The sequence below is a fragment of the Rhodococcus sp. (in: high G+C Gram-positive bacteria) genome (assembly GCF_049286785.1).
Lineage (GTDB): Bacteria > Actinomycetota > Actinomycetes > Mycobacteriales > Mycobacteriaceae > Rhodococcus_F.
Window position 1 is genome coordinate 1 of the sequence record NZ_JBAQEO010000006.1, and the last position, 21,364, is coordinate 21,364.

Consider the following 21,364-nt stretch of genomic DNA (forward strand, 5'->3'; position numbering starts at 1 on the left):
GCTCTGAGTTGAGACAGACGAAAAGGCCCCGGTTCATCGAACCGGGGCCTTCTTCGTGAGAGGCGAAGTTCGATGGGTGATTCAGCGACCGGTATCGATCCGGCGGATCTCGAAATCTGTTTGAAAGTCCTCGATCAGGCGGCGGGACTCGATGAGTCCCATCCCGATACCGTCGCCGTGCAGCGGGCCGTCGGCCACCTGTTCAAGAAGTTGAAGAAACGGCGTCGCCTCGCAGCCCGGGACGCGGTCGCGGAAGCCGACCGGCAGGTCGTCGCGGCCACCGCCACGGGATCACCCGATCGCATCGACGACGAAACAGCGGGCATCCCGATCACCTCGAATGCCGAAGGTGCCACCGCGGGCTCGTTGATCCGGCCGCGTCCCTGCTACATCTGCAAACAGCGCTACACCCGCGTCGACGCCTTCTACCACCAGCTGTGCCCCGAGTGCGCCGCCATGAGCCGCAGCAAGAGGGATGCCCGAGCAGACCTGACCGGCCGCAGGGCACTGCTGACCGGTGGCCGCGCGAAGATCGGCATGTACCTCGCACTGCGATTGCTGCGGGACGGCGCGCACACCACGATCACCACCCGTTTCCCCAACGACGCCATCCGTCGCTTCAAAGCGATGGAGGACAGTGCCGACTGGATCCACCGCCTCCGCATCGTAGGCATCGACCTCCGTGATCCCGCGCAGGTTGTGGCACTCGCGGATTCGGTTGCCGCCCAGGGCCCGCTGGATATCCTCATCAACAACGCCGCGCAGACGGTCCGGCGCTCGCCCGGCGCCTACAGTGCCCTCGCCGAAGCCGAGTCCGGCGCTCTCCCCGCGGGGGACCTTCCTGATGTCCTGACCTTCGGCAAGACCAGCGATGCCCATCCGGCCGCCCTCGCCGGGTCGCTGTCCGACGTCACTTCGTCAGCCGGCGTCGCCATGACACCGGAGGCGATCAGCTCACTCGCGCTCGTCGCCAAGTCGGCGGCACCGGATCGCATCGAGCAGGGCCTCGCCATCGACGCCGGCGGGCTGCTCCCCGACCTGGCGCACACCAACAGCTGGGTGCAGACCGTTGACGAAGTCGATCCGATCGAGTTGCTCGAGGTTCAGCTCTGCAACTCGGTGGCGCCGTTCATTCTCGTCTCCCGGTTACGACCGGTCATGGCGGCGGCACCCGCCCGGCGCAAATACGTGGTGAACGTCTCCGCGATGGAGGGCCAGTTCGGCCGCGCATACAAAGGACCGGGACATCCGCACACCAATATGGCGAAAGCGGCCCTCAACATGCTCACCCGCACCAGCGCGAAGGAAATGCTCGACGACGGCATTCTCATGACCGCGGTGGACACGGGCTGGATCACGGACGAGCGACCTCACTTCACCAAGATGCGGCTGGCCGAGGAGGGTTTCCATGCTCCTCTCGACCTCGTCGACGGCGCCGCCCGGGTATACGACCCGATCGTCCAGGGCGAGCAGGGCGTCGATCTGCACGGATGCTTCCTGAAAGATTTCCAACCCTCCCCCTGGTGATCTCGAGCGGCGCGAGCGCCGCCGGAGAGGATCGACACACCGAAACCACTGCGCAAACCAGGGATAATGGTGCACGTATCGATCCCCGAGATGGAGGCACTTCATGGCTATTGCCGTTGTCCACAGAGACAGTCCCGAAGGCCGGGCGGCAATCGTCCATGCGGCCCGTGAGGCTGTGTTGCGACGGGAACAGCTGCTGGTACTCCATGTCCTCGACGACGCCCCGAGCCAGGACGTCGAATCCGATCGCTCGGCTTTGCGCGCCGAAATCCAGGCCACGCTCGACAGCGGCGGCATCGGCGAGGCGTCGTGGGAGTTGCGCACCAACGAGAACGACGGTGACGAGGTAGCTGCTCTCCGGTCCCTGGTCGACAGCAGCGGCGCCGATCTGCTCGTCGTGGGAACTCGGCGCATGTCCCCGATCGGTAAGTTTCTGCTCGAACGGTGGTTGCAGCGTCTGCTGCTCGAGATCGATCTTCCGATCCTGGTGGTCAAGGAAGCCCTCCGCCCCGGCGTCTGAAGACCCGCCCCGGCGTCTGAAGACCCGCCCCAGCGTCTGAGCCGGCAGCGTCCGGTCCGAGCCGTCGCGTCGCCCGAGCCCGTTGTGCCGCGCCCTGCCAGCGACGACGCCTACGATGACGTTACCGGGACAGTGCGACGTGCAGGGGTGCGCCGATGGACAGTGCGTTGTGGTACCGAGCGTTCGCCGATGCCGCCGCCATCGCCCATCTGGCCTTCCTCGTCTACGTGGTGTGCGGGGGATTTCTCACATGGCGCTACCCGCGAACCATCGCGTTGCACCTGGCGGCTGTGGGATGGGGGTTCACCGGACTTCTCGTCGGCATCGACTGTCCGTTGACCCGTCTGGAGAGCTGGGCTCGGGTCCGGGCCGGGCAGGCCCCGCTCCCCTCGTCCGGTTTCATCGATCACTATCTGACCGGTGTCCTTTACCCGGAATCCGCCGCGGGCGTCGTACAGATTCTCGTCGCGCTCGCCGTTTTCGCGTCGTGGGCCGGATACGCGGTTCTGCGGGTACGTGCCCGGGCCCCGCTCTCACACACTCGCTGGGGCGGTGCAAGCCAGTAGGGTCGGGGCCATGACCGAGCACACACGTGAACTTGATCTCATCGTCTACGGCGCCACGGGCTTCGTCGGCAAACTCCTCGCCGATTACCTTGCGCGTAAAGCACCGGACGAGGTGCGGATCGGACTCGCCGGACGATCGACCGCCAAACTCGAGGCAGTACGGTCGGCGCTGGGATCCCGCGCCGCGAAGTGGCCGATCATCATCGCGAACTCGGACGATCCCGCCTCGCTCGCCGAGTTGGCGACCCGCACGCGCGTGGTCGCGACGACGGTGGGCCCCTACGCCAAGTACGGGCACGGACTCGTCGCTGCATGCGCCGACGCAGGCACCGACTACGTCGACCTCACCGGCGAGGTCTTGTTCGTCCGCCAGAGCATCGACGCCAACCACCAGCGCGCGTGCGAGACCGGCGCCAGGATCGTCCACTCGTGTGGTTTCGACTCCGTGCCGTCCGATCTCGGGGTGCACGTGCTGTTCGAGGCCGTGCAGCGGGACGGCGCCGGAGAACTCACCGATACCACGCTGGTGGTCACGTCGATGCGGGGCGGAGTGAGCGGCGGCACGATCGATTCGCTGCGCACGCAGATCGACGCGTCCAAGAAGGATCCGGCGCTCCGCAGACTCGCCGCCTCCCCCTACTCGCTGAGCCCCGACCGAACGAAGGAGCCGGATCTCGGCAGGCAGTCCGACGTCGGCGTGATCAAGGGGAGTGACATCGCACCAGGGTTGCGCGGCTGGAAGGCCCCGTTCGTCATGGCCTCCTACAACACGCGCATCGTGCGACGGAGCAATGCGCTGCGCGACTGGGCGTACGGTCGCAAGTTCAAGTACCGCGAGGTGATGAACGTCGGGGACTCACCGGTGTCCCCGCTCCTCGCGGGTGGTGTCACCGTCGCCCTCGGTGGGATGCTCGCGGGCCTCGTCTTCCCGCCGACCCGCTACGTCCTCGATCGCGTCCTGCCCGCGCCGGGAGAGGGTCCCAGCGAGAACACACAACGCAAGGGGCACTTCACGATCGACGTCTACACGACGACAACCACCGGCGCCCACTACGCGTCGCGGGTCAAGGCGCAGGGCGACCCCGGCTACCGCGCGACTGCCGTCATGCTCGGGGAATCCGCGCTGAGCCTGGTCCTCGGCGGCGACACACTGCCCGACGCCGCGGGTGTCCTCACCCCTGCCACCGCACTCGGTGGCGTGCTGGTTGACCGACTGCGCGATGCCGGGTTCGAGATCTCCGCACGCAAGCTCTGAGGGGTACGGGGGCGGGTCGGCATGACACCGCCCCACCCCTCCGGCTAGTCTCGAACAATCTGCGCGGTAACCGCGCACCACACCAGGGATACGGGAGTTTCGGTGAGCGGCTCGAGTGCGCAGGTAGGCCCCGCGGCCTCGCTCGCCCTCATGCCTTTTTGGCCCTCCCGCCGGGGTCATGCGTTCGACCAGGGATGTTGCTGACCGGCCCCAGGCCGGTTCCTACGCAGCCCTGATCTTCGCTTCCCTGCTCGGAGTCCCGATGTTCATGCTTCTGATCTTCACGCTGGTCGGCGTCGGCGCCCAACTGGTCGACGGCGCCCTGGGCATGGCGTTCGGTGTCACCGCAACCACTCTGCTCGTGTTCAGCGGAGTCGGGCCGGCGCATGCGAGCGCCGCGGTGCATTTCGCGGAAGTCGGTACCACCTTGGCGTCGGGCGCCTCACACTGGCGGTTCCGCAACATCGACTGGGCTCTGGTTCTTCGACTCGGTGTCCCCGGCGCTGTCGGAGCATTCCTGGGGGCGACCGTTCTGTCACGTCTGTCGACCGCCGCGGCGGTGCCGGTGACGTCCACGATCCTGCTCGCGATCGGCGTCTACGTGCTCCTCCGGTTCTCCATCCGGCCGCCCGCAGTCCACCACTCCCGATCCTCCCCGCACACCGCGAAGTTCCTGTCGCCGCTCGGCCTGTTCGGCGGGTTCATCGACGCAAGCGGTGGCGGCGGGTGGGGGCCGATCACCACCAGCACCCTGCTTTCCCGCGGAAAGACCGCGCCGCGCACCGTCATCGGTTCGGTCAGCGCGTCGGAGTTCCTGGTGTCCGCCGCGGCGAGTCTCGGATTCGTCTTCGGGCTGGGCAGCGACTTCATCGACAACCTGCCGATCATCGCGGGTCTCGCCCTGGGCGGCATGCTCGCCGCCCCCGCCGCCGCCTGGCTCGTGAGCCGCGTGCCGGCAACCATCCTCGGTACGGCGGTCGGCGGGATCATCGTGATCACCAACGCCCAGAAGCTGTTCAAGACCTACGAGGTGACCGGCGCGGTCTCCGTTCTCGGGTATGTCGTTCTCGTCATCGCCTGGATGAGCCTCCTCGTGGTCGCCTGGCGACGTTCGCGGCTCGGCGCCGCCGAAGCCGCAGGCGATCTACAGGAGATCGACCTGGCACCCGCATCCGGGAAGGTCTGAATCCGAGGGCCCTTCCTGCTCCCTCGTCTTCGACCCGACGTCCTGGGCCATCGACCTTTACTCCCAGGTAACATTGGTGTCGATTTCATGGCACCCAGCGGTGCTCCGCTAGCGGAAGAATGAGGCTATTCATGACTGAGCGTGTTCAGGTCGGCGGTCTTCAGATCGCCAAGGTTCTCTACGACTTCGTCGGGGATGAAGCACTTCCCGGTACCGGTGTAGATGCCGACTCGTTCTGGGCAGGCGCCGACAAGATCGTCCACGACCTCGCGCCCAGGAACCGCGAACTGCTCGCGAAGCGTGACGCGCTGCAGACACTCATCGACGCATGGCACCGCGACCGTTTCGGTCAGCCCATCGACCTCGCCGAGTACAAGGCATTCCTCGAGGAGATCGGCTACCTCGTGCCTGCCCCCGCCGAGTTCCAGGTCGCCACGGCGGGCGTCGACACGGAGATCACCTCCACCGCCGGCCCACAGCTGGTGGTGCCGATCCTCAACGCCCGGTTCGCACTCAACGCATCCAACGCACGGTGGGGATCGCTGTACGACGCCCTGTACGGTACCAACGCCATCTCCGAGGAAGGCGGTGCGGAGAAGGGCCAGGGCTACAACAAGGTTCGCGGCGACAAGGTCATTGCCTGGGCACGTCGGTTCCTCGACACCGCGGCGCCCCTCGCCTCCGGTTCGCACGCCGAGTCCACCCGATACTTCATCGACGGCACAGAGCTGAAAGTCGAACTCGCGGGCGGGACCACAACCACGCTCGCACAGCCGGAGAAGTTCGTCGGTTACCTCGGCGACAAGGGCGCTCCCACCAGCATCCTGCTACGGAACAACGGGCTGCATGCCGAGATCCGGATCGACGCGGAATCCCCCATCGGCAAGACCGACGCCGCGGGCGTCAAGGACGTCGTGCTCGAGTCGGCGATCACCACGATCATGGACTTCGAGGACTCCGTCGCGGCCGTCGACGCCGACGACAAGGTCGTGGGCTACCGCAACTGGCTGGGACTCAACCGCGGCGATCTCGCCGAGGAGATCAGCAAGGGCGGCAAGTCCTTCACCCGCAGCCTCGACGCCGACCGCGTCTACACCGCGCTCGACGGCGGTGAGCTCACCCTGCACGGCCGCTCGCTGCTGTTCGTCCGCAACGTGGGCCACCTGATGACCAACTCGGCCATCCTCGACTCCGACGGCAACGACGTTCCCGAGGGCATCCTCGATGCGCTGGTCACCAGCGCCTGCGCCATCCACGGCCTGACTGTCAGCGAAGCGACCGGACCGTTGAACAACAGCCGCACCGGGTCGATCTACATCGTCAAGCCCAAGCAGCACGGGCCGGAGGAGGTGGCGTTCACCACCGAACTGTTCGGCCGCGTCGAAGAGGTGCTCGGGCTCCCGGCCAACACGTTGAAGGTCGGCATCATGGACGAGGAGCGGCGCACCACGGTGAACCTTGCCGCGTGCATCAAGGAAGCCAGTGAGCGCGTGGTGTTCATCAACACCGGCTTCCTGGACCGCACGGGCGACGAGATCCACACCTCGATGGAAGCGGGTCCGATGGTCCGCAAGGCCGAGATGAAGAAGCAGAAGTGGATCTCGGCCTACGAGGACTGGAACGTCGACACCGGTCTCGCCACCGGCCTGCAGGGTAAGGCCCAGATCGGTAAGGGCATGTGGGCGATGACCGAGCTGATGGCCGAGATGCTCGAGCAGAAGATCGGGCACCCCGAGGCCGGTGCGAACACCGCGTGGGTGCCGTCTCCCACCGGGGCCACCCTGCACGCCACGCATTACCACCAGGTCGACGTCTTCGCGGTCCAGGACAGCCTGAAGGGCAAGCCGCGCGCCTCCCTCGACGACATCCTCACCATCCCGCTCGCACCGAGCACCGACTGGTCCGATGCCGAGAAGAAGGAGGAACTGGACAACAACTGCCAGTCCATCCTCGGATACGTGGTGCGCTGGATCGACGCCGGAGTCGGCTGTTCGAAAGTCCCCGACATTCACGATGTCGCACTGATGGAGGACCGGGCCACCCTCCGTATCTCCAGTCAGCTCCTTGCCAACTGGCTCCGCCACGGCATCGTCAGCGAAGCCGACGTCGTCGCCGGCCTCGAACGGATGGCCCCGGTCGTCGACCGTCAGAACGCAGACGATCCCGCCTACCGCCCGATGGCCCCCGACTTCGACACCTGCATCGCGTTCCAGGCCGCGAAGGAACTCATCCTCGAGGGCGCCGAGCAGCCCAGCGGCTACACCGAGCCGATCCTGCATCGCCGCCGCCTGGAGTACAAGGCCGCCAACGCCTGACCGCACCCGTTTCACGGCCCTCGGCCCCGTCACCTCCCGGTGGCGGGGCCGAGCTCGCATCATTGCCGGAGGCGGAGCTTCGCATCATTACACTGCGAGGGGCACGTTCGATCGACTAATCGAAGAGGGCAGGAAACACGTGGGCCATCATCGTGGCGGGAAGGGTGCCCGCGGGATCAGCAAGGGTCCTCTGATCGCCCTGGGTCTCACGATCGTGCTCGTGGCCTCCGTATTCGGCTGGTTCCAGCTGCGGGAGCGCATCCATGAGCAGGGAACTGCCGCGGCCGGCGCATGCGTGGAGGGTGGCAGCGTTCTGGCGGTCGCGGCCGACCCGGATATCGCCCCGCAGATCGAGACTCTCGCACAGAAGTTCTCCGGCACCGCACCGGTGATCCGCGACCACTGCGTGTCCGTCACGGTGACCGAGGTCCCCTCCGCTGCAGTCCGCGACGCCCTCGCCGGCGGCCCCGACGGCCCCTGGGACACGGTTACGCTCGGACCGCGCCCGGCGCTGTGGATTCCTGTCAGTTCCCATTCGGTGCGTCAGGTCGCGGCCTCCGGAGTGATCATCGGCGAGGCCCGGCCCCTGGCCACCACTCCCGTCGTCCTCGCCGCGCGAAGAGATGTCGCGGATGCTCTCGGCACGGCCTCCGTGGGCTGGAGGGAGCTTCCTTCGCTGCAGACCGGCCGCAATTCGCCGGCCGCTCTCGACTTTTCCCGGTGGGGCAGCCTGGGGCTGGCGCTGCCTGTGGGTACCGACTCCGAGCCCACCGAAATGGCGGTCGAGGCCGTCGCAGCGGCGGTCGGCGGCAGCGGATCCGGGCCGGTGACCGCGGAGGTGGCTCGTTCCACACCCGTCACCTCGGCCCTTGCCGGGTTGTCCCTGGGTTTCGAAGCGGCGGCGGGAACGACTCCCACAACGACGCAGGAGGCGCTCGCGACCCTCGTCGACCAGGACGACGGTGCGGGAACACCCCTGCACACGGTCGCCGCCACCGAACAACAGGTCTACCGGGCGTTGCGCGAATCTCCCGGGGCCGACCTGACGGCCTTCATGCCTGCGGGGGCCACACCGGTGGCGGATCACCCCGCGGCGATCCTCGCAGGCTCTGCCGTGGACGAGACACAGAGTCGTGCCGCCGCACGGTTCGCCGACTTCGTCCGGCAACCCGAACAGGCAACGGTTCTCGCCGACGCCGGATTCCGGGTCGAGGGACAGACGCATCCCGACGACACCGCCCTCGCCTTTCCCGGCTTCGAGTCCGTACTCCTCCCTGCCGACGCCCCAGCGGCCGCCGAAATGATGCGCGTCATCCGACATCCGATCGCCGAACGAACGTCCACCATCCTGCTCGACCTGTCGAGTTCGATGGGTGCCACGGAAGGGACGCGCACCCGGTTGGAGAACACGGCCGCGGCACTGGCCGCCCTCATCGACCGGTCTCCCGACGTGTCGAGCCTCGGCCTGTGGGAGTACAGCACCAACCTCGACGGGTCCCGCCCCTACAAGTCCGTCGTCCCCCTCGGCCCGCTCTCGGACACCGCATTTCCCGAAGGTACCCGTAGACAGGCCCTGGACGCGGGGCTCACCCGAGCAGTACCGGCTACCGGTTCACCGACATACGCGGCGATTGCAGCCGCATACAAGAGCGCCGTGACCGCCTACACCCCGGGCCGGCCCAATTCGGTACTTCTCGTCACCGACGGCGCCAACGACGACACGTCGATCACCCGCGCCGACCTGCTCGCGTCGATTGCAGACTCGGCCGATCCGTCCAAGCCGGTGCGCATCGACGTCGTGACGATCGGCGAGAACCCGGATCTCGGCACCCTGCAGGCGTTGGCGGATCGCACCGGAGGCTCACTGGACAAGGTCGCGTCTTCCGAGGGCTCCGATCTGCCGACGGCGATCAGCAAGCTTCTGTCGTGACGAGGATTCTCGTCTTCGCGGTTCTTCTTGCTTTCGTCACCTGGTGGTTGCATCGCAGGCTGGTCCGCGCGACCGGCCTGGGACGACCGTGGTCGCTCGTCGCCGATGCGTCACTCGTCGCGTTGTGGGCAGCGGCTGTGGTCGGCACGGGGACCGGTGAGGTCTTCGACACCGGGTGGGCTCGCCCGGCCGGTTTTCTGGGCTGGGTCTGGCTCGGAGCGCTGCTGTATCTGATCCTCGGGCTTCTCGTCCTCTCGCTGTGGTCGCTGTGCGGACGACTCGTCGCACGCCTGCGCCGCGGCGAGAAACCGGTGGACGAGTCCCGGCGCCGGACCTTGCGAATCGCGAGCGCGGTCGTCGTGCTCGCCGCGGTCGGGACGGCGGGGTACGGGGTTGCGGAGGCAGCGAGTCCACGGATCGTCCGGGTGCGGGTGCCGCTGCGACGTCTGCCGGCCGAGTTCGACGGGGTCCGGGTGGCACTGGTGACCGACTTGCACGTCGGACCTGCGCGTGGTGCGGGCTTCACGCGCAACGTCGTCAACGCGGTGACCGCGGAAGAACCCGACCTCATCACGCTCGTGGGTGATCTCGTCGACGGAACCGTAGCCAGGGTGTCATCCGATCTGGATCCGCTGGCCCGACTCGATGCTCCCCTGGGCGTCTACGGCGTCAGCGGCAACCACGAGTTCTACTCCGACGACGCTGGGCGGTGGCTGGACGTCTGGGAGCGGCTCGGGATCCGCACCCTGCGCAACGAACGGGTGACCCTCACCCGCGGCGGGTCGAGTATCGACCTTGCGGGAGTCCACGACTACTCGTCACCGAAGCCGTACGAACCCGACCTGCCCGCCGCTCTCGCGGGCCGCGATCCCTCGAAGCTGGTAGTGCTCCTCGCCCACCAACCGCGGCAGGTCCTCGAAGCCTCGGATCTGGGAGTCGATCTCCAGCTGTCGGGGCACACGCACGGCGGCCAGATGTGGCCGCTGGGCTACCTCGTCGGCTTGCAGCAGCCCTCGGTGACGGGCCTGGACCGATTCCGGAACACCGTGCTGTACACCACATTCGGCGTCGGCGCCTGGGGCCCGCCGGTACGGGTGGGCGCCCCACCGGAGATCACCATCCTGGAACTCGTCCGCGACACGTAGTCCCGGCAGGGCGCGGGATCTCCCGGCGGAGTCAGACGCCCTGGAAGGCGGAGATCGGCGGGCAGGAGCAGACCAGGTTACGGTCGCCGTGTGCTCCGTCGATGCGCCGCACCGCCGGCCACACCTTCGGCCGCGCCTTGCCTACGGGGAATACGGCGATCTCCCGGGAGTAGGGGTGATTCCATTCCGCCGTGAGGCACCCGGCGGTGTGCGGGGCGCCGCGCAACGGGTTGTCGTCGACCGGCCACTCCCCTGCGCCCACGCGATCGATCTCGCCGCGGATCGAGATCATGGCCGAACAGAACGCGTCGAGTTCCTCGAGGTTCTCGCTCTCGGTGGGTTCCACCATCAGGGTGCCCGACACCGGGAAGCTCATGGTCGGTGCGTGGAATCCGTAGTCCGCCAGGCGCTTCGCGACGTCGTCCACGGTCACACCCGTGTCCTTGGTGATCTGGCGGAGATCGAGGATGCACTCGTGCGCCACCATGCCGCCGTCCCCGGTGTAGAGCACGGGGAAGTACTCGTCGAGCCGTCGCGCGATGTAGTTGGCCGACGCGATGGCGGTGAGGCTGGCGCGGCGCAGTCCCACCGCGCCCATCATCCGGATGTAGGCCCAGGTGATCGGCAGGATCGACGCACTGCCGTACGGGGCGGCGGAGACCGGTCCCGCGGCGCCGAGTCCGGGCGCCAGCGGATGTCCGGGCAGGAACGCAGCCAGGTGCGAACGGACACCGATCGGGCCCACGCCGGGACCACCGCCGCCGTGGGGGATGCAGAACGTCTTGTGCAGGTTGAGGTGACTCACATCGCCGCCGAAACGGCCGGGGCGGGCCAGGCCGACCAGCGCGTTGAGGTTCGCACCGTCCACGTACACCTGACCGCCCGCGTCGTGTACCGCCGCGCAGATGTCGGCGATCTCGTGCTCGTACACGCCATGGGTGGAGGGGTAGGTGATCATGATCGCGGCCAGCCGCTCCGCGTGGTCGGCGATCTTCGCCCGCAGGTCGTCGACATCGACATCACCGTTGGGCCGGCAGGCCACCACTTCCACCCGCATCCCGGCCATCACCGCGGACGCCGCGTTGGTGCCGTGTGCGCTGGACGGGATGAGGCACGTGTCGCGATGAGAGTCGCCGCGGCTGCGGTGGTAGTTGCGGATGGCGAGCAAACCGGCGTACTCACCCTGGCTGCCCGCGTTGGGCTGCAGGCTCACCGCCTCGTAGCCGGTGACGGCCACGAGCCAGTCCTCGAGATCCTTGATGATCCGGAGGATGCCGGGGGCGTCGGACTCGGGCGCGAACGGATGCAGGCCCGCGAACGCGGGCCAGGTGATCGGTTCCATCTCGGCGGTCGCGTTGAGCTTCATCGTGCACGAACCGAGCGGGATCATGCTGCGGTCGAGTGCGATGTCCTTGTCCGACAACGTGCGCAGGTAACGCAGCATGGCCGTTTCGGTGCGGTACCGGGTGAACGCCTCGTGCTGGAGGAAGTCGGAACGACGGAGTTGGGCATCGGGAATGGCACTGCCGGGCTCCGAACCGAGCGCACCGGCACAACCGAATGCGGCGAGCACGCTCTCGACGTGGCGCGCGGTGGTCGCCTCGTCGCACGCGACACCGACGTGGTCGGCGTCCACGAGTCGGAGATTGATGCCCCATGCCTTGGCGTTCTCCACGACATCCGCGGCGCGGCCGTCCACGCGGACCAGCACGGTGTCGAAGAAATGTTCGTGCACCACGGTCACCCCTGCCTTGCGCAGTGTGGCGGCCAGAGAGTGCGCGGTGTTCGCGACCCGTTCGGCGATCGCCTTCAGCCCCTCGGCGCCGTGGTAGCTGGCGTACATGGCAGCGAGGATCGCCAGTAGCACCTGGGCGGTGCAGATGTTCGAGGTGGCCTTCTCACGGCGTATGTGCTGTTCCCGTGTCTGCAGAGCCAGCCGGTACGCGTTGTCACCGTCCGCATCGACGGACACCCCGACCAGCCGGCCGGGCAACTGCCGGGTGTGCTTGGCATGCACGGCGAGGTACCCGGCGTGCGGGCCACCGAAGCCCATCGGCACACCGAATCGCTGGGTGGTGCCGAAGCAGGCGTCCGCGCCGATCTCACCGGGAGGGGTGACGAGGGTGAGTGCCAGCAGGTCCGCGCCGATGGCGACGAGTGCTCCCCGCTCATGTGCTGCGGCGATCACGTCGGTGTAGTCGACAATCCGTCCGGAGGCACCCGGAAGCTGCGCGAGGACACCGAAGAACTCGCCGTCCGGGAGACCGACGGACAGATCCGCCACCAGGACCTCGATACCGAGCGGCTCGGCCCGGGTCTCGATCACAGCCAGGGTCTGGGGGAACACATCCGCATCCACAACGAAACGTGCCGACTTGTTCTTACCGGCTCGGCGCAGAAGCGTCATAGCCTCCGCGGCCGCGGTCCCCTCGTCGAGCATGGAGGAGTTGGCCACCTCCATGCCGGTGAGGTCGGAGACCATCGTCTGGAAGTTGAGGAGGGCTTCGAGCCGTCCCTGGCTGATCTCGGGCTGGTACGGCGTGTAGGCGGTGTACCAGGCAGGGCTCTCGATGATGTTGCGGATCAGAACCGGCGGAGTGAGGGTGTCGTAGTAGCCGAGGCCGATCATCGATGTCGCCACCGTGTTCTGCGCCGCGAGCGCCGATAGTTCGGCGAGCGCCTCGTGTTCGGAGACAGGCGCCGGCAGTGCGTCGAGCCCGTCCGCGACGCCTCCCGAAACAGCATCCAAGATGACGGCGGGTACAGCCTTCGAGGCCAGGTCGTCGAGCGAATCGGCGCCGACCAGTTCGAGGATGTGCGCGAGTTCCGCAGCGTTCGGGCCGATATGACGGTCGGCAAATGTACGGCTTCCAGCGTCGATCACGACATCTCCCAAGCAGTTCGGAGGACCAGGACACGCACCGCGTCGCGCTGCGTTCCTCCCCCTCTGTCGCCTGCTCGTTACCGAGCGCCTGAGAGATTCGGTACCGGCGTCCTCACGGACGCGGCCCTTTCCCCGTGGGCGGGTGGGTGCTCCCACCGCTTTCCAGAGACGTCGGAGCCCGCACGGTCCTGTCTGCCTGAGAGATTGACGGGGAGGTGCTGCTCCTTCGGCGCCCGGACTCCCGCATACACGTTTCGTGCATGCAGTGCCCGGAACTCTCCCGCACGGCGTCGACGCACCGTCAGTCTATGCCACCCGCGCGGAGGCGTGCCCCTAGCCCGTCTTGCGGCTGGCGCGGTTCTTGCGCCGCGACGCCAGCTCGTCCTCGGGGGTCTGCTCACTCTGGCCGCCGTCTGCCCGCTCCGCGGGGAAGTCGGCGATGGCGCCGGTCAGTTCGCGCATCGCACCGCTCACGGCGATACCGAAGACACCCTGCCCACCCTGGAGGAGGTCGACGACCTCTTCCGCCGAGGTGCACTCGTACACGGTGGTGCCGTCGGAGAACAGTGTGATCTTCGCCAGATCCCGCACTCCGCGCTTACGCAGGTGGTCGACGGCAACCCGAATGTTCTGCAGCGAGATGCCGGTGTCGAGCAAGCGCTTCACGATCTTCAGAACAAGAATGTCCTTGAACGAGTACAGCCGCTGGCTTCCCGAGCCCGCCGCTCCGCGGATGGAGGGAACCACCAGGGATGTCCGTGCCCAGTAGTCGAGCTGGCGGTACGTGATTCCGGCAATCTGACAAGCGCTCGGAACCCGATATCCGACAAGGTCGTCAGGCACGGAGTCGTCCGGGAAGAGACCTGGCTGGATCTCTTCGGAGCTGAATTCGGGCTCGGCAACGTCGTTGCCGGGCGCAAGATTCAGCGGATTCTCCTGAGGCCGATCTCCCACTGACTACTCCCTCTCGCATGTTGCACTGAACCCGACGATCAGTGCGCCTGTGGCACGGGACGCCGGGTGCTGTGGCATGAGGGTCACAGCACGTCGCGGCGGGCGAACCACCAGTGACATCGAGCATGTTCGTACCCTGAACCCAATCAGCGTACGCCTCGATGTAATCTGCCAGGCAGAAAATCACTGGGACGAACGCTATGACGCCGGAGGGGCAGGGTCAACGCAACGCGCCGTAGGGACCGCAACCGTTACAAGAGACCCCGCTGGTCCGGTCGCAACGCCGCACTCGAGCGACTATCCGTCGGTCGCCTTGAAATCGTCCGGCGACACCGATTCGAGGAATTCCTTGAACTTCTCGACCTCGTCCTCGCGCTCGTCGGGCATCACCAGCCCGGCCTCGCTCAGAACGGACTCGTCGGCGAAGATCGGCACCCCGACCCGGAGCGCGATGGCGACGGAATCGGAAGGCCTGGCCGAGACCCGGGTGTTTTCGTCGAATACGAGATCTGCGTAGAAGGTGCCTTCGCGCAGATCGACGATGCGAACCTCCTTCAGGGTGCGTCCGAACGCCTCGATCAATTTCTTGATCAGATCGTGTGTGAGCGGCCGCGCGGGCTCGACTCCCTGTTGCTCGAGCGCGATCGCGGTTGCCTCGGTCTGACCGATCCAGATCGGGAGATAGCGTTCGCCGTCCACCTCACGCAGCAGAAGGACGGGCTGGTTCTGTGGCTGCTCGACACGAACTCCGATCACGTGCATTTCGCTCATCGCGTCTGCCTCCAACCTGCCAGGGTCCATGAGCGGCACGGCAATGCCGTACCAGGATTCTATTCGATTCGTGTCAGCTCTTCGAGGTTACAGCCGCACGGGCTCGGACTCGCTTCAACTCGATTCTGCGAAGCGGCGGCCGGTGCCACGACACCGGTACGATCACCGATCGAGAGCCCCACGGACCGCCGATTTCACGAGACACGTGTGGAGCGTCAGCGACAGCGCGGCCAACTCACGAACCATTTCTTCCGCACGATCCCGCGCTCCGGCGTCGCGCCCCTTGGCCACGGGGCCAGCGATCTGAGCGACCAGCCCCGCTTCGCGATCCGCGGCCAGTTTGAATGCCCTCAGATGCCGAACTTCCAGCCCGAATTCGGACATCGCCCTTGCGGTTCGTGCCAGTGTGACCGAATCCTCGTCGAAGAAACCGGCCGGCCCCGGAACGACCAGGCTCCCACGCGTGAGCTCACCGAGAAACTTCTCGTCGATGCCGGCACGGGCGATGAGGTCTTCGCGGCTGATCCGGACCTCACGGTCGGTGAGGAACTCCTCCGGCGACACCTCTCCCGGTGCGACGGTCAACGCCCGCGGCCGGCGCGGCGACGCATCACCGGCGCCGACCTTGGCCACGCCCCTGTCGATCGCCTCGAGCTGCTCTTTGATGACTTTCAGCGGCAGATACTGATCGCGCTGCGCCGTCAGGACATAGCGCAGACGCTCACAGTCGGCGATCGAGAAACGCCGATATCCCGACGGAGTCCGTTGGGGACTGATGAGACCCTCGGCTTCGAGAAATCGAATCTTCGAGATCGTCACATCAGGAAAATCGGGTCGAAGCCGATCCAGTACAGAACCGATCGACATCCCCGAGTGCGCCTGCTGCTGCCGCACCGCGGTCATTGGCTACCCGCACCAGCTGACGTCTCACCGATTTGCGATCCACCCGCACTGGTCCGGGGTCCGGTAAGGAAGACCAGTCGGAACTTTCCGATCTGAACTTCGTCACCGTTCGCGAGTACCGCCGAGTCCACGGGTTCCCTGTTGACGTAGGTGCCGTTGAGGCTGCCGACGTCCACCACCTGAAACTCGTCCTCCTCCTGGCGGAACTCGGCGTGCCGGCGACTGACCGTTACGTCGTCGAGGAAGATGTCGCTGTCGGGGTGCCGGCCCGCCGAGGTGGTCGGCTGGTCGAGCAGGAAACGCGAGCCTGCGTTCGGGCCACGCTTCACGACGAGCAGAGCAGACCCTGCGGGTAGTCCCTCGACACCCGAAACCGGGGCCTCCGAAGTCTGGGTTCCCGAGGAGTCGAGTTCGTTGAGAAAGTCCGCGCGGAAGACCGACGTCGTTTCCGCCGGCGTCTCCCCATAGACCGCGTCGTTACCGTTCTCGCTCACCGTTTCTCCTCCTAGTTCGATCATCCAGCAAGATTCGCTGGACTACGCAATGCCACTCGGTGCTACATAATTCGATGTCTGTGCACATCAACCTTCGTGCAAACCGCCACGACCACATTCAAACTACGGACACATTCAAACTACGGACCTGCGCCCCGACACGGCACATGCGTTCACTTTCGACCGTACCCTGCGCACGCCGGTGCGTGTAGTGAGACAGGCCGTTACGAGGACGCGAACCTTGTTTCCGAGGCAGATCCCCGCCCCGCGCCAGGCTTCGGCGCCGTCGTCCCGTCCGTGTGTCCGTCGCGACCGCGGCGGTGACTCCCGTTATCCGGCTGTGATCTCCGCGTAGGCGTCCGCATCGAGCATCTCGGCCCATGCCGCGTCGAGAGTCGCCGCGTCGTCGACGCGGAGATCCACGAGCCAGCCGTCGCCGTACGGCGCCGAGTTCACCAGTTCCGGATTCCCGTCCAGATCAGCGTTGGCCGCAACGACTTTCGCCGTCAATGGGGCGAAGATGTCGGAGACGCTCTTGGTGGATTCCACTTCGCCGAGCGACTCCCCCGCTGTGACCTGCTCGTCGACCGCCGGAAGCTGCACGAACACGACATCGCCGAGCTGGGACTGCGCGTAGTCGGTGATACCGATTCGCGCGGCCGTGGGCCCGGTCCGCACGACCCACTCGTGTTCGGTGGTGTACCGACGGTCGGCGGGGATTTCGAGCTCACTCACTGTGGCTTCCTTTCGCTGGCAATCCGTGCACCGAGGTCATAGGGGCGCGGTTGCGAAGATCAATTTCCGGGCTGAGCGTATTGGCGAGGTTTCGCCTCCCGCAAGGCGGAGATCGTGACCTGCTGCGATTGCTCGATATTCAGCTGTCCACCCTTTCGTGCGACGGTGTCCACCACCCCGCCGGGGATGTTGAGCGCGGCGGCCAGTGTCGGCGGATCGCCGATGGCGCTCACCTCGTAGGGCGCAGTAAGCTTCCGGCCGTCGAGCTGGATGTCGCCCGGCGATCCCGACAGCCAGGAATCGACACCGATGCGTATGGTCGTGCCGTCCGCGCCGCGGATTTGAATCGCCTCGGCGCCTGCCGCGCGCAGCTCCTGAACAAGGTCGAGGAGCACATCGGAGCCCACCCCCTTCCCCGGATCCGTCACGGTCACGATCAGACCCGCACCGACGGCGGGCACGGTGCCGACCTGGATCGACAGCTCGGTCAGCCGGGCCTGTGCCTCGTCGAGCGCGGCGCCGGAACTGCCACCCTGCTGCAACGTGGCGAGGGTCTGCTCCAACGACGAGATCTCCTGACGGAGCGCGGCTTCTCGCTGATTCAACGTGTCCAGCACGACGAGGAGATCGGCGGGACTCGCAGAGTCGAGGGTGTCACCCGACCCCGTGTTCTTCACCTGCGTCACGATCGCGATACCCAGCCCGCCCAGCAGAAGCGCGGCGAGGATCGCGAAAACCACGTGCGAGCGCCGTCGCGCGGCCGGTTCACGCTCATGCCATTCGTGCTTGCCCTCGTGGTTGTTCACCGGCCGATCACGCTCCGAACAGGCGACGACGGAGGGCGGCCGCGTTGCCGAAGATTCGAATACCCAGCACCACCACAATCGCGGTGGACAACTGGGTTCCCACGCCCAGCTGATCACCGAGCCAGACGATCAGGGCAGCCACGAGAACGTTGAACACGAACGAGACGACAAACACCTTCGCGTCGAAGATCTCGTCCAGGTAGGCGCGCAAACCACCGAAGACGGCATCGAGGGCGGCCACGACCGCGATGGGAAGGTAGGGCTGGACGGCGTCGGGAACCTGTGGGCTGAACACCACCCCGAGCACGATCCCGACCAGCAGCGCAAGGACGCCGTACAGGGCAGACACACCCTTCATCCGAGTGCCACCATCATCCACTTCCCCCTTCATCGTGTGCCCGCTTCCTGTGCCGTCCGCAGCTCCCGCACATGCGCTGCCGGTAGTTCGAGGTCGTCGGATTCGGCGACAGAGAATCCGATTCCGTACAGCTGCGCCACGCTCGACAAGCGGAGATACGCATCGCTCACCACGAAGCCGGTCTGCATCCGGCCCTGAGGTCCGATCGCCGAGACCACGTACGGGGAGAACACCGGTTGATTGTCCACGAGCATCGCGCCGCCTGCCTGCCTGATCGTCACCGCGGGGCCGATTCGCACCCCGTCCACCGCCACGGCCTCCGCGCCGCTCGCCCACAGCGAATTGACCACGGACTGCAGGTCGCGATCGAGCACGACCGCCTTGCCGCCCACGGAGCGCTGGGACGAATCCGACAGATTGGGCCGGGCTGCCGGGTCGGTGAGCGTCACGGCCAGCCCTGCGCCGTGAACGGGCACACCGGCCGCGTCGCCTTCGAGGGATTGGAGTTCGCCGAGCACCGCCGCTCCCCTGACATCTCCGGCCAGCGCGGTCGCCCGTGCTTCGTCGGCCTGCGCGGCCAGCGAGTCACGGCTACCGGCGAGGGTCTCGGCACGTGCTTCCGCATCGTGAACCTTGGAGAGTAGTTCCGTCCGAACCTGCTCGGTGCCGGGCACCCGTTCGACGGCCTGACGATAGGCCACCGAGAACACGAGGCCGACGAGCAGCGCGCCGATCGCGATCCACACCCGGCTCGAGACCCGGGTTCGCCGGCTGTGCCCCTGCTCGCGATCCTCTGCGGCCGCGCCGTATCCGGGATCCAGGTGGTCTGTCATGAGAGAGCGGAGCAGCGAGGGCACGGGGTTTCTGCGAATGCCGATGTCGGTACGTTTCATCGCTGCGCCTCGCGGCCGCCGCGTCGCACCGGCACGGTCCGCGCCACCGTGAACGCGCTGGCGGTGTACAGCAGACCGGTCCACACATACAGCACCGTGCCCCAGATCAGGAATGCGAAACCGGCGGGGTGCGCGATGGTCGCGATACTCCAGTCGCCCTGCGCGGCGAGGATCAGCGGCAACGCGAACATGAGGAGAAAGGTCGCGGCCTTGCCGATATACATCACCTCGGGAGGCGGCAGCCCGCGGCGCCGGTATATGACGAGCGTCAGCGCGAGAACGACATCGCGTCCGATCAGAATCGCGGCCACCCACCAGGGAATGAAGTCGCGGATAACGAAGGCGATCAGCGTCGTGACCACGTAGAGGCGGTCGACAGCCGGGTCGAGAAGTGCGCCCAGCTTCGACGCCTGGCCCAGCAGTCGGGCGAGTTTGCCGTCGAGCCAGTCGGTGAAACCGCTGAGCATGAGGATCGCCAGCGCCCACCCGTCAGCCTGCGTGACCAGCATGAGATACATGAACAGAGGGACGCCGACCAGGCGAACGACGCTCAACACGTTCGGCACCGTCACGATCCGGTCCGACCGATCCATATCGCGGTCCACCGAATCCACCAACGTCGCTCCAGCCTTCTGATTGCCGATGTGCAGGCGGATCACTCCGCTCACCACTGTAGCCACTCTTTCACAACCGGCCCGTCCGTCGGCCACGCGCGGTCACGCGGTGTCGCGGGGTCACTCGGGAGCAGGTACCCGCGCGACGGAATCTGCCGACAGGCTTCCCAGGTACAACCACCCGTCGTGCTCGCGCACACCCGTGATCGGCGAATAGCTTCCCTTTCCGCCGCGCAGGCTGCACGCGATGGCCCCCTCCGCATTCAGTGCCAGCACCCACGCCGCGTGTTCGGGCTCGGGCTGCACGACCTCCGGTAGGTTCGCCGCCAGAATCCGCAGCGTGGGGTAGGGCGCGATCATGTCCAGCAGCTTCATCCGAGGGCTGTAGAGCGCCACCCAGAAGAGTCCGCCGACAGTTTCCGAGGTCATGTTGTCGGGAATCCCGGGCAGATTGTCGGCCCATACCGTGGTCTTGCCCGCGGTCGGCCCGGTCAGGTCGATCCGGGAAATCCGGTAGGCGCCGGTCTCGGCCACCAGCACGAACGACTCGTCCGCCGCCAGGCCCACGCCGTTCGCGAACTGAAGTCCGTCGGCGAGCAGGTCCGTCTCCCCGGTTCGCGGGTCGAGTCTGATCAGCCGCCCGGTGCCTCTGTGCTCGAGCAGGTCGTACCGATGCCGGGCCATCGGAAACCGGGAGGACGAGTCCGTGAAATAGACGGTTCCGTCGCGGCCGACGGCCGAGTTGTTGCACGCCACCAGGGCACGTCCGACCGCGGCGTCCGCGAGCACCTCGATGCGTCCCCGTTCGTCCACCCTGAGCACACCGCGCTCCGCGTCGCAGATCAGGAAGCGACCGTCGTCCAGGATTTCGATCCCCAGTGGCCTGCCCTGGGTATTCGCCAGCCCGGTGGGACGGCCGTGGGCATCGAAACGCCAGATCCGTCCGTCGTTGCCTCCGGTGATCACCCTCCCGTCGTGGTCGACGGCGACGTCCTCCGGACCTTTCCCGGACGGGAGTTTCCAGCGATCGGCATCGTCGAGGAATCCGTTCGGCGCGAGCACACCCGTGAGCGGCGGTGGTGTGGGCGCATGCCAGACGACGGGGTCCACCCCGGTGCGGTCGAGCTTCCGGGCGATGGAGGCGAGAATGCTCACAACGGTGAGATTAGTCGCATCACTCCGCTGGATGTGGGAGTGCTAACGCCACGCGAAAACGGGCTGGTCGAAACCGTCGATCCGGGTGTGTCGCCCATGGACCGCGAGCTCCCGGAACTGATAGACCACCGCACCTGTCGGGGCATGCACCAGATGTCTGCGAAACGGCCACTGGATCACCGGTCTGGGCGACTCGGGGATCTCGACGAACCGCGGTTCGGTGTCGATCTCGGAGACTTTCACCGCGAAGACTTCCGCAACCTCGTCGCGATTGGGCACCAACGCGGTGATCGGTTCGTCCGACCAGACGACGAACGGCGTGATGACGTAGCCCGATCGTGTCACGTAGTCGT

The 21,364-nt window shown here is 66.6% G+C and carries 19 protein-coding genes, 1 pseudogene and 1 riboswitch; of the genes and pseudogenes, 8 read left to right on the forward strand and 12 right to left on the reverse strand.

Going from position 1 to position 21,364, the window contains the following annotated elements:
* Window positions 1-72 precede the first annotated feature (72 nt).
* The 8 genes from WAW17_RS00195 (at window position 73) to WAW17_RS00230 (ending at window position 10,444) form a co-directional block, all read left to right on the forward strand.
* Window positions 73-1,527, forward strand: a complete 1,455-nt coding sequence (locus WAW17_RS00195) for an SDR family NAD(P)-dependent oxidoreductase (protein ID WP_422331019.1) — start codon at window positions 73-75, stop codon at window positions 1,525-1,527.
* Window positions 1,528-1,630: 103 nt separating this feature from the next.
* Entirely contained in the window at window positions 1,631-2,047 is a 417-nt protein-coding gene (locus WAW17_RS00200) for a universal stress protein (RefSeq protein WP_422331020.1), read from the forward strand.
* A 155-nt stretch (window positions 2,048-2,202) separates the two neighbouring features.
* Window positions 2,203-2,613: a DUF2784 domain-containing protein gene (locus WAW17_RS00205; protein ID WP_422331021.1), complete on the forward strand. Its 411-nt coding sequence runs from the start codon at window positions 2,203-2,205 to the stop codon at window positions 2,611-2,613.
* Between the two features lie 10 nt (window positions 2,614-2,623).
* Window positions 2,624-3,868, forward strand: coding sequence for a saccharopine dehydrogenase family protein (locus tag WAW17_RS00210; protein ID WP_422331022.1), 1,245 nt, complete (start codon window positions 2,624-2,626; stop codon window positions 3,866-3,868).
* Between the two features lie 262 nt (window positions 3,869-4,130).
* Window positions 4,131-5,054, forward strand: a complete 924-nt coding sequence (locus WAW17_RS00215; RefSeq protein WP_422331036.1) for a sulfite exporter TauE/SafE family protein — start codon at window positions 4,131-4,133, stop codon at window positions 5,052-5,054.
* 131 nt (window positions 5,055-5,185) lie between these two features.
* Complete coding sequence (locus WAW17_RS00220; protein WP_422331023.1) at window positions 5,186-7,369, forward strand: malate synthase G; 2,184 nt, start codon at window positions 5,186-5,188, stop codon at window positions 7,367-7,369.
* A 139-nt stretch (window positions 7,370-7,508) separates the two neighbouring features.
* Window positions 7,509-9,299: a substrate-binding domain-containing protein gene (locus WAW17_RS00225; protein WP_422331024.1), complete on the forward strand. Its 1,791-nt coding sequence runs from the start codon at window positions 7,509-7,511 to the stop codon at window positions 9,297-9,299.
* Entirely contained in the window at window positions 9,296-10,444 is a 1,149-nt protein-coding gene (locus WAW17_RS00230; protein ID WP_422331025.1) for a metallophosphoesterase, read from the forward strand. The genes WAW17_RS00225 and WAW17_RS00230 overlap by 4 nt, the downstream gene beginning before the upstream one ends.
* Window positions 10,445-10,475: 31 nt before the next feature.
* On the opposite strand, the gene gcvP is transcribed toward WAW17_RS00230, so the two are convergent.
* The 12 genes and pseudogenes from gcvP to WAW17_RS00290 all read right to left on the reverse strand — a co-directional run.
* Window positions 10,476-13,328 (reverse strand): aminomethyl-transferring glycine dehydrogenase, encoded by a 2,853-nt coding sequence (gcvP, locus tag WAW17_RS00235; RefSeq protein WP_422331026.1) that lies wholly within the window; start codon window positions 13,326-13,328, stop codon window positions 10,476-10,478.
* A 173-nt stretch (window positions 13,329-13,501) separates the two neighbouring features.
* A riboswitch (glycine riboswitch) is annotated at window positions 13,502-13,621 on the reverse strand.
* A 40-nt stretch (window positions 13,622-13,661) separates the two neighbouring features.
* Entirely contained in the window at window positions 13,662-14,282 is a 621-nt protein-coding gene (locus WAW17_RS00240; RefSeq protein ID WP_422331027.1) for a MerR family transcriptional regulator, read from the reverse strand.
* 297 nt (window positions 14,283-14,579) lie between these two features.
* On the reverse strand, window positions 14,580-15,053 hold the full coding sequence (locus WAW17_RS00245) for a bifunctional nuclease family protein (RefSeq protein ID WP_422331028.1): 474 nt from the start codon (window positions 15,051-15,053) through the stop codon (window positions 14,580-14,582).
* A gap of 162 nt (window positions 15,054-15,215) precedes the next feature.
* A complete protein-coding gene (locus tag WAW17_RS00250) occupies window positions 15,216-15,956 on the reverse strand; it encodes a MerR family transcriptional regulator (protein WP_422331029.1) in 741 nt (246 codons plus the stop codon).
* A complete protein-coding gene (gene garA / locus WAW17_RS00255; protein WP_422331030.1) occupies window positions 15,953-16,450 on the reverse strand; it encodes a glycogen accumulation regulator GarA in 498 nt (165 codons plus the stop codon). The genes WAW17_RS00250 and garA overlap by 4 nt, the downstream gene beginning before the upstream one ends.
* A 330-nt stretch (window positions 16,451-16,780) precedes the next feature.
* Complete coding sequence (gene gcvH / locus WAW17_RS00260; protein WP_422331031.1) at window positions 16,781-17,185, reverse strand: glycine cleavage system protein GcvH; 405 nt, start codon at window positions 17,183-17,185, stop codon at window positions 16,781-16,783.
* Window positions 17,186-17,244: 59 nt separating this feature from the next.
* Entirely contained in the window at window positions 17,245-17,991 is a 747-nt protein-coding gene (locus tag WAW17_RS00265; RefSeq protein WP_422331032.1) for a DUF881 domain-containing protein, read from the reverse strand.
* 7 nt (window positions 17,992-17,998) lie between these two features.
* The gene (locus tag WAW17_RS00270; protein WP_422331033.1) at window positions 17,999-18,349 is read right to left on the reverse strand and encodes a small basic family protein; all 351 of its coding nucleotides are present in this window, start codon (window positions 18,347-18,349) and stop codon (window positions 17,999-18,001) included.
* A 29-nt stretch (window positions 18,350-18,378) separates the two neighbouring features.
* Window positions 18,379-19,242, reverse strand: a complete 864-nt coding sequence (locus WAW17_RS00275) for a DUF881 domain-containing protein (protein ID WP_422331034.1) — start codon at window positions 19,240-19,242, stop codon at window positions 18,379-18,381.
* Window positions 19,239-19,856 (reverse strand): CDP-alcohol phosphatidyltransferase family protein, encoded by a 618-nt coding sequence (locus WAW17_RS00280; RefSeq protein WP_422331037.1) that lies wholly within the window; start codon window positions 19,854-19,856, stop codon window positions 19,239-19,241. Before WAW17_RS00280 ends, WAW17_RS00275 begins: the two co-directional genes overlap by 4 nt.
* 120 nt (window positions 19,857-19,976) lie before the next feature.
* On the reverse strand, window positions 19,977-21,011 hold the full coding sequence (locus WAW17_RS00285; protein WP_422331035.1) for an SMP-30/gluconolactonase/LRE family protein: 1,035 nt from the start codon (window positions 21,009-21,011) through the stop codon (window positions 19,977-19,979).
* A gap of 42 nt (window positions 21,012-21,053) precedes the next feature.
* Window positions 21,054-21,364 (reverse strand): annotated as a pseudogene (locus WAW17_RS00290) (coenzyme A pyrophosphatase); the annotation flags it as partial.

Bases quoted from the DNA above. Each gene is read 5' to 3' on its own strand.
- WAW17_RS00270 (WP_422331033.1), bottom strand. From the start codon at position 18,349: ATGAAGGGTGTGTCTGCCCTGTACGGCGTCCTTGCGCTGCTGGTCGGG.
- WAW17_RS00275 (WP_422331034.1), bottom strand. From the start codon at position 19,242: ATGAAACGTACCGACATCGGCATTCGCAGAAACCCCGTGCCCTCGCTG.
- WAW17_RS00220 (WP_422331023.1), top strand. From the start codon at position 5,186: ATGACTGAGCGTGTTCAGGTCGGCGGTCTTCAGATCGCCAAGGTTCTC.
- WAW17_RS00245 (WP_422331028.1), bottom strand. From the start codon at position 15,053: ATGAGCGAAATGCACGTGATCGGAGTTCGTGTCGAGCAGCCACAGAAC.
- WAW17_RS00210 (WP_422331022.1), top strand. From the start codon at position 2,624: ATGACCGAGCACACACGTGAACTTGATCTCATCGTCTACGGCGCCACG.
- WAW17_RS00200 (WP_422331020.1), top strand. From the start codon at position 1,631: ATGGCTATTGCCGTTGTCCACAGAGACAGTCCCGAAGGCCGGGCGGCA.
- WAW17_RS00250 (WP_422331029.1), bottom strand. From the start codon at position 15,956: ATGACCGCGGTGCGGCAGCAGCAGGCGCACTCGGGGATGTCGATCGGT.
- WAW17_RS00205 (WP_422331021.1), top strand. From the start codon at position 2,203: ATGGACAGTGCGTTGTGGTACCGAGCGTTCGCCGATGCCGCCGCCATC.
- WAW17_RS00215 (WP_422331036.1), top strand. From the start codon at position 4,131: ATGTTCATGCTTCTGATCTTCACGCTGGTCGGCGTCGGCGCCCAACTG.
- WAW17_RS00195 (WP_422331019.1), top strand. From the start codon at position 73: ATGGGTGATTCAGCGACCGGTATCGATCCGGCGGATCTCGAAATCTGT.